Origin of the sequence: Sphingopyxis sp. (assembly GCF_035250425.1) — a bacterium.
Classification (GTDB): domain Bacteria; phylum Pseudomonadota; class Alphaproteobacteria; order Sphingomonadales; family Sphingomonadaceae; genus Sphingopyxis.
Genome location: NZ_DATFFD010000279.1, coordinates 1 through 7651, shown reverse-complemented (window position 1 = coordinate 7651; position 7651 = coordinate 1). Strand labels below are relative to the sequence as shown.

The following is a 7651-nucleotide window of genomic DNA, read 5'->3' as shown; positions in this document are numbered from 1 at the left end:
GGCCGCCATCCAGTCGGCATCGGCGGGGCCGCGCCGCATCCGGTCAGTCGGCGGCTTTGGGCTGCGCGCCGCGCGCCGCGCGTTCGGCGAGCGTCGAGCGCGTCGCCACCGGCTTGGGCTTTTTCTTCGCCGCCGCTGCGGCCTCATCGCCCAGCGTCTCGCGCGTCACCTTGTCCGCCTCGGCCGAATCATATTCGATGCCGAGGCTGTCGGCGAAGCGCTGATATTCGGCGCGCTTCTGGGCGTTGTGCAGCGTCGTTTCCTTGGCACGCGCGACCCAGTCGGCGCGGATCTCGGCAGCGCTGCGGTTCGCGGTCCAATTCTCGAAATAGATGATCTGCTCTTTCGGCTTTTCATAAGGGATCAGATATTTCTCGACCCCGGTGAAAATGAGCCAGGTCAGCGCCAGCGCGACGCCCCAGATCGCCCAGCGATGCGGGCGGGGTTCGCGGACATAAGCCCAGAAATCGGACAGGCCGCCGCCGAGATCCACTTTGTTGAACATTCCCATCAGCCCAATTTAGGCGATGTCGCGGCAATTTGCGAGGGGAAGCGACGCACGCGAAGATTGCGCCAGATGAAGGATGTGAGCGTTCTCGATTGCAAAAAATGCAATAGCAGATGTCTATTTCGCAGTTGCAACATTTTTGGTGCGGTGCAATATGAGCATGCCTTTTAGGCATCCTCTCCCAAAACTTTCACGGGCCACCCTCGGGTGGCCCTTTTTTTTCGACCTTTTTGGTTGAGAGGGTCGATTCGGAACATTCGAATCAGTCCTGCACGGGCGTCCTTGTTTCGAATCGCCTGACTTCGGCGATGAAGCTGCCCGGCAGCGGGGTCGGCGTCCCGCTATCGGTGTCGAGATGGGCATAGCTGATCTCTATATCGGTGAGCCGCTCATTTGCGCGGAAAATCCCGCAATGGACCGTAAAGCTCGTCCGCCCGAAGCGGCTGATTCGCGCCGCGATCGTGATCAGTTCGTCGAGTCGCGCCGGGGCGTGATAGTCGATCTCGCAATGCGTCTCGTGGATGTCTGTACCATATTGGTGAAAATAGGGTCCGGGCTGCCCCTCGCCGAGCGCGCGGAAATATTCGGTTACGCCGATGTCGGCGTAGACGAGATAATTGGCGTTGAAGACGATATTCTGGCCGTCGATCTCGTTGAAGCGGACGCGGACATGCTCCTGCACGCGGAAATCGGCGAGCGGCACGTCGCTGCGAAGGTCGGTCACGCGCGGGTCAAGCCGCGAGCGCGGCGGGGGCGCGGTCGAGCGGCGCGCACGCGGCTTCGAGCCAGGCGCGGTCGGCGCCGCTCATTCCGGGCGCGAGTTTTTCGAACACCGCCGCATGATAGGCGTCGAGCCAGTCGGCTTCGGCGGGCGACAGCAGCGCGACGTCGACGAGGTTCTGCGCGATCGGGGCGAAGGTGATCGTCTCGAACCCCAGCATATCCTCTTCGGCGCCGTCGATGCGTTGCGGCACCACGATCACCAGATTCTCGATGCGGATGCCGAACGCACCCGCCTTGTAATAGCCGGGCTCGTTCGAGAGGATCATGCCCGCGTGCAGCGGCTCCTCGGTCCCCGCCTGCCCGCCCGACGGCTTGGCGATGCGCTGCGGCCCTTCGTGGACCGCCAGATAGGTGCCGACGCCGTGGCCGGTGCCGTGGGCATAATCGACCCCGTCGGCCCACAGATATTGGCGCGCGAGGATGTCGAGCTGGCTGCCGCGCGTCCCCTTGGGGAAGCGTGCGGTCGCGAGCGCGATATGCCCCTTGAGCACCTGCGTGAAACGGCGGCGCATTTCGGCGGTCGGCGCCCCGATCGCGATCGTGCGCGTGATGTCGGTCGTCCCGTCGGCATATTGCCCGCCCGAATCGACCAGATAGAGCGTGCCCGTCTCGACCCTGCGGTTCGTCGTCGCATCGACCTTATAGTGCGGCAGCGCGCCGTTCGGGCCCGCAGCCGAGATGGTGTCGAAGCTCAGATCGACGAGCCCGCCGCCTTCTTCGCGAAATTCGCGCAGCTTCGCCGCGGCGCCGAGTTCGTCGAGCCCGCCCTGCGGCGCGACCTCTTCCATCCAGTTGAGGAAGCGCGACACCGCAACGCCGTCGCGGACATGCGCGGCGCGCGTGCCGTCGAGTTCGGTGTCGTTCTTGATCGCCTTGGGCAGCACCGCGGGGTCGCGGTGGCGTTCAATCTTCGCGCCCGCGGCTTCGAGCGCGGTGAAGACCGCGGCGACCGCGCGGTCGGGGTCGACCGCGACCTTCTTGTCCTTGAGGTCGGCGAGTGCGGCCTCGAACGCGTCGCGGTCGTGGATGCGCACGCTGTTGCCGAGATGCGCGCGCACCGCGTCGGTGACCTTTTCGGGCGCGATGAACAGGTCGGCGGTCGCGTCGGCATGGAGCAGCGCAAAGGCGAGCCCGACCGGCGTGTGGCTGACATCCTGCCCGCGGATATTGAAGGTCCACGCGATCGAATCGAGCGCGGTCATCACCGTCGTGTCGAGCCCCTTGGCCTTCAGCCAATCGGCGATGACGGCGCGCTTGTCGGTCGCCGCCTGTCCGGCAAGCTTCGTATCATAGACCGTCACCGCCGCCGCGCTCGGCGCCGGCTGGTCGTCCCACGCGGCATCGATCGGATTGGCGTCGACCGCGACCAGCTGGGCGCCCTTGGCTTTCAGTGCATTGCCAAGACCACGCGCCCAGTCGATGCCGTGGAGCCACGGATCGAAGCCGATCTTCTGCCCCGCGCTGACGTTGGCGCCCAGCCATTCGGCGACGCTCGACTGCGGCACGCCGACATAGTCGAACAGCGATCCATCGACCTGATCGCGCACCTGCACCGTGTAGCGCCCGTCGACGAACACCGCCGCCTTTTCCGGCAGCACCGCCGCGGTCCCAGCCGAGCCGCCGAAGCCCGTCAGCCACGCCATGCGCTGCGCATATTCGCCGACATATTCGCTCATATGCTCGTCGCTGATCGGCACGACGAAGCCGTCGAGACCGCGCGCGGCGAGTTCGGCGCGGACGCGGGCGAGACGCTCTGCATACACCGATTGGGGGACGGGGCTGGACATGACGCGTTCCTTATTCCTACATCGCAGGCGATCCCGCCCACTCGGGCGACACTGCGGGGATTTGATGATGCGCGCTATTTGGATGTTTCTGGCAGCAATTGCCACCCCGCTTGTCGCATCGCCTGCTCTGTTCGCCCCCCCTCTGTTCGCCAAAGAGAAAGATGCCGCATTGACCAGCCCGACCCCTGCCCTGCCCGCTGCCCCCGTCGCGGAAAAGCGCCCGCACGAAGTGACGCTGCACGGCAAGACCCTCTCCGACCCGTATCACTGGCTGAAGGACGAGAGCTATCCGGTGATCGATGACAAGGATGTGCTCGACTATGTGAAGGCCGAGAATGCCTATTTCGACGCCGCGATGAAGCCCCACGCGCAGCTGGTCGAAACGCTGTTCCAGGAAATGAAGGGCCGGATCAAGGAAGCCGATTCGAGCGTGCCGCAGAAGGACGGCGACTGGGTCTATTGGGTCGAATATGAAGAGGGCGCCGAATATAAGAAATGGTATCGTAAACCGGCGTCAGGCTCCGGCGATGCAATTCTGATCCTCGACGAGGTCGCGATGGCCGCGGGCAGGGAATATTTCCGTCTGTCGGATGTGTCGGTCAGCCCCGACGGGAAGCTCATGGCCTATGCGGTCGACGACAATGGCTCCGAACGCTTCGAGGTGCGCTTCAAGAATCTGATGACGGGCGAGGCGCTGCCCGACGTCATCCCCGGCACGCTGTCGTCGCTAGTGTGGACCGCGAAGAATGACGCGCTGCTCTATGGTCTCGCGAACGAGAATTGGCGCACCGACAATGTGCGGCTGCACAAGCTCGGCACGCCGGTGAGCGCGGATAAATTGCTCTATAAGGAGGCCGACATCGGCTTCGGCGTCGGGATCGGCAAGACCGCGGCGGACAATTATATCGTCATCGCGACGGGGGATAACGAGACGAGCGAGGTCTACCTGCTCCCCGCCGACAATCCCGAAGCGAAGATGCAGCTCGTATCGGCGCGCAAGAAGGGCCGCGAGTATAGCGTCGATGAGCGCGACGGCACGCTCTACGTCTATACCAACGATGAGCATCCGAATTTCCGCGTCGCGACGGCGAGCGTCAAAAGGCCCGACGAATGGAAAACCCTGATCCCCGGATCGGATGCGAGCTACATCACCGGCCTCTCCGTCTTCCGCGACTATTTCGTGCTCGAAACGCGCGAGAAGGGCGTCGATCAGGTCGACATCCGCAAATATGACGCGCCGCTGACCCCCGGCCGGATCCAGTTCCCCGAGGCGACCTATGTCGCGGGGCTCGGCGACAATCCCGAATATCATCAGGACAAGTTGCGCCTCGACTATGAATCGATGGTCACCCCCGACACGGTGTTCGATTACGACCTGGCCAGCGGCAAGCTCGAGACGCTGAAGGTTCAGGAAATTCCGTCCGGTTATAATCACGATGACTATGTAACCGAATTGGTAAATATGCCATCACGCGACGGCACCCCGGTTCCGGTGTCGCTCGTCTACAAGAAGGGTACGCCGCGCGATGGTAGCGCGCCGATGCATCTCTATGTCTATGGCAGCTACGGCTACCGCGTCCCGCCGGGTTTCTCGACGACGCGTTTGAGCCTTGTCGATCGCGGCATGATCTATGCGATCGCGCATGTCCGCGGCGGCGACGACCTCGGCCGCGCCTGGTATCTCGCGGGCAAAACGACAAAGCGCAAGAACACGTTCAACGACTTCATCGACGTCGCCAAGGGCCTGATCGCCGCGAAATATACGAGCGCGGGCAAGATTTCGATCGAGGGCCGCTCGGCGGGCGGGCAGGTGATGGGCGCGGTCTACAACCAGGCGCCCGAGCTGTGGGGCGCGGTGCTCGCGGGCGTGCCATTCGTCGACGTGATCAACACGATGATCGACGAAACGTTGCCGCTGACGCCGGGCGAATGGCCCGAATGGGGCAATCCGATCACCGACAAGGCGGCGTTCGACTATATGCTGAGCTACAGCCCCTACGACAATGTGACCGCGAAGGCCTATCCGCCGATGCTCGTGTCGGCGGGGCTCAACGATCCGCGCGTGACCTATTGGGAACCCGCCAAATGGGTCGCGAAGCTGCGTGCGACACGCACCAACGACGCGACGCTGCTGCTGCGCACCAATATGGGCGCGGGCCACGCCGGCAAATCGGGCCGCTGGGGCGCTCTGCGCGAGGATGCCGAGGAGTTCGCCTTCGTGCTGACGCAGCTTGGGGTAGAGAAGTAGGTTCCAAATATTTCACGCGAAGACGCGAAGGCGCGAAGAAGGGTTTTCGGGCCGACAGGCCCGCTTCCTTTAACAACGGTGCAGCTTGCCGCTATCGCCAAGGGAAAAGACCGCTTCGCGGCAAACGCAGCCTCTTCGCGCCTTCGCGTCTTCGCGTGAAATAAAAGGAACCGACGCCTGCGACCCGTAACCGCTATGCGGCCAAGAACATCCGGTCCATCAGCTCGCGCTCCAACGTCGCCGCATCGACAAACTGGTGCCCGGCGATCCCCACCGATTCGGCCCCCGCGACATTCGCCGCGACATCGTCGACGAACAGCGCACCCGCCGGATCGATGCCGAATCGCGCGATCGCGAGGCGGTAGATCACGGGATCGGGCTTCATCAATTTCTCGGTGCCCGAGACGATGATGCCCTGAAAGCGGTCGAACACCGGCTGGGTCGGGCGGAAGGCTTCCCAGAATTCATGACCGAAGTTGGTGATCGCGAAAAGCGGCACGCCCGCGGCGTCGAGTCGCTCGACGAGTTCGAGGCTGCCCGGCATCGGCCCCGGGATCGTCTCATTGAAGCGCGCCGCATAGGCGTCGATCAGCGGCGCATGATCCGGAAACGCGGCTTTCCGCTCGGGCACCATCTCGGCGAGCGGGCGGCCAGCGTCGTGCTGGAAATGCCACTGCGGCGTGACGACGTTCGTCACGAACCATTCGAGCTCGTCCTTGTCGGCGATCAGCCTGGCGAACAGATAGCGCAGGTCCCAGTCGAACAGGACGCGGCCGACGTCGAAGATCACGCTCTGGCGAATCATGCGCCCTCCAGACACGCGAAAGCGCCGCCGGAAGCATCCGACGGCGTAACGCTGTTCAGCAAAAGCAAACGGGGCGAAATCACCCCGCGCAGGGGCATTCAGCCCTGGCGCGCCTTGAAGCGGCGGTTGGTCTTGTTGATCACATAGGTGCGGCCACGGCGGCGGATAACGCGGTTATCCCGGTGGCGGTCCTTCAGCGACTTCAGGCTGTTGCGAATCTTCATGATCTCTGTCCGTAAAAACTCTGGCGTAAACGCGAAGCGGCGCAACTATGGCGAAGCGGGCAAAAAGTCAACCGCCGCGCCATCGATCAATCAGGAAAAGATTCGCGCAGAGGCGCAGAGATCGCAGAGAAGCCGTGGAGCCAGTCATCCGAAGCGCCGGATTGCGAGGAGTGACAAGATTGGCGGCTTTGCCGCTTCATTTCCCTTTCTCTGCGATCTCTGCGCCTCTGCGCGAATCATCCCGGAACCGGAGCTGCAAAAATGAACCCCGGATCAAGTCCGGGGTGACCATGAGGCTTACCCCGCCAATGCCTTTTGCCGCCGCCTTTGCACCGACGAGCCATAGCCCATCGCCTCGCGATATTTGACGACGGTGCGCCGCGCGATGTCGTGGCCCTCGGCCGACAGTTTCTGCGCGATCGTCTCGTCGGAGAGAATCGCCTTGCCATCCTCCGCCTCGATCATCGCCTTGATCCGGCTCTTCACCGCCTCCGCCGACACCGCGCCGTCGCCTTGCGTATCGGAAATGCCGCTCGAGAAGAAATATTTGAGTTCGAACAGCCCGCGCGCGCAGCTCAGATATTTGTTGCTGGTGACGCGGCTGACGGTCGATTCGTGCATGCCGATTTCCTCGGCGACCTGGCGCAAGGTCAGCGGGCGCATATGCGCGACGCCGTGGAGGAAGAAGCCTTCCTGCTGCTTCACGATCGCGCTCGCTACCTTGACGATCGTGCGCTGGCGCTGGTCGAGCGCGCGCACGAGCCAGTTGGCGCCCGCGAGCTGTTCGGACAGCCATGCCTTGCTCTTCGCCGCCGCGCCCTGCGCCAGTTCGGTGTAATAGCGGCGGTTGACGAGCAGGCGCGGCAGGGTGCCGCTGTTGATCTCGACCGCCCAGCCCTTCGCGGTCTGGCGGATATAGAGGTCGGGGACGACCGCCGGGGCGCCGTCACCGCCGAATTTGAGGCCGGGTTTGGGGTCGTAACCGCGCAGCTCGCGAATCATGTCGGCGAGATCCTCGTCGTCGACCCCGCAGATCCGCTTCAATTGGGGGAAGGCGCCTTTGGCGACGAGGTCGAGATGCGCGATCATCGTTGCCATCGCGGGATCGTAGCGGTCGGCCTCGCGCGCCTGGATCGCGATACATTCGGCAAGGTCGCGCGCGCCGACGCCCGAGGGGTCGAAGCCGTGGATGCCCGCGAGCACCGCTTCGACGAGCGCGAGCGGCACGCCGAGCTGCGCCGCGAGCTCGGTGAGGTCGGCGCGGAGGTATCCCGCCTCGTCGATCAGCGCGACGAG

At 63.8% G+C, this 7651-nt stretch carries 8 protein-coding genes; 2 read left to right on the top strand and 6 right to left on the bottom strand.

The genetic code is table 11. The features are described from left to right. Positions 1-43: 43 nt before the first annotated feature. The 3 genes from VJ811_RS17055 to VJ811_RS17045 all read right to left on the bottom strand — a co-directional run bounded on the left by VJ811_RS17055 (position 44) and on the right by VJ811_RS17045 (position 3078). Positions 44-505 carry a hypothetical protein gene (locus VJ811_RS17055; RefSeq protein ID WP_324074578.1) on the bottom strand — a complete coding sequence of 154 codons (462 nt, stop codon included), beginning with the start codon at positions 503-505 and terminating at the stop codon, positions 44-46. A gap of 265 nt (positions 506-770) precedes the next feature. Beyond that, positions 771-1232: a thioesterase family protein gene (locus VJ811_RS17050; protein ID WP_324074575.1), complete on the bottom strand. Its 462-nt coding sequence runs from the start codon at positions 1230-1232 to the stop codon at positions 771-773. Positions 1233-1239: 7 nt separating this feature from the next. Continuing rightward, complete coding sequence (locus tag VJ811_RS17045) at positions 1240-3078, bottom strand: aminopeptidase P family protein (RefSeq protein ID WP_324074573.1); 1839 nt, start codon at positions 3076-3078, stop codon at positions 1240-1242. 82 nt (positions 3079-3160) lie between these two features. On the opposite strand from VJ811_RS17045, the gene VJ811_RS17040 reads away from it, so the two are divergent. Continuing rightward, entirely contained in the window at positions 3161-5326 is a 2166-nt protein-coding gene (locus VJ811_RS17040) for a S9 family peptidase (protein ID WP_324074572.1), read from the top strand. Positions 5327-5519: 193 nt separating this feature from the next. Here VJ811_RS17040 and VJ811_RS17035 read toward each other — a convergent pair whose 3' ends face one another. After that, on the bottom strand, positions 5520-6131 hold the full coding sequence (locus tag VJ811_RS17035; RefSeq protein ID WP_324074570.1) for an HAD family phosphatase: 612 nt from the start codon (positions 6129-6131) through the stop codon (positions 5520-5522). A 98-nt stretch (positions 6132-6229) separates the two neighbouring features. Further along, entirely contained in the window at positions 6230-6355 is a 126-nt protein-coding gene (ykgO, locus tag VJ811_RS17030) for a type B 50S ribosomal protein L36 (protein ID WP_003046794.1), read from the bottom strand. Here ykgO and VJ811_RS17025 point away from each other — a divergent pair. Next, positions 6354-6620, top strand: a complete 267-nt coding sequence (locus VJ811_RS17025; RefSeq protein WP_324074568.1) for a hypothetical protein — start codon at positions 6354-6356, stop codon at positions 6618-6620. The two genes, ykgO and VJ811_RS17025, sit on opposite strands and share 2 nt — an antisense overlap. A gap of 32 nt (positions 6621-6652) precedes the next feature. On the opposite strand, the gene rpoN is transcribed toward VJ811_RS17025, so the two are convergent. Then, positions 6653-7651, bottom strand: a 999-nt coding sequence (gene rpoN / locus VJ811_RS17020; protein WP_324074566.1) for an RNA polymerase factor sigma-54, incomplete at its 5' end; no start/stop codon positions are given.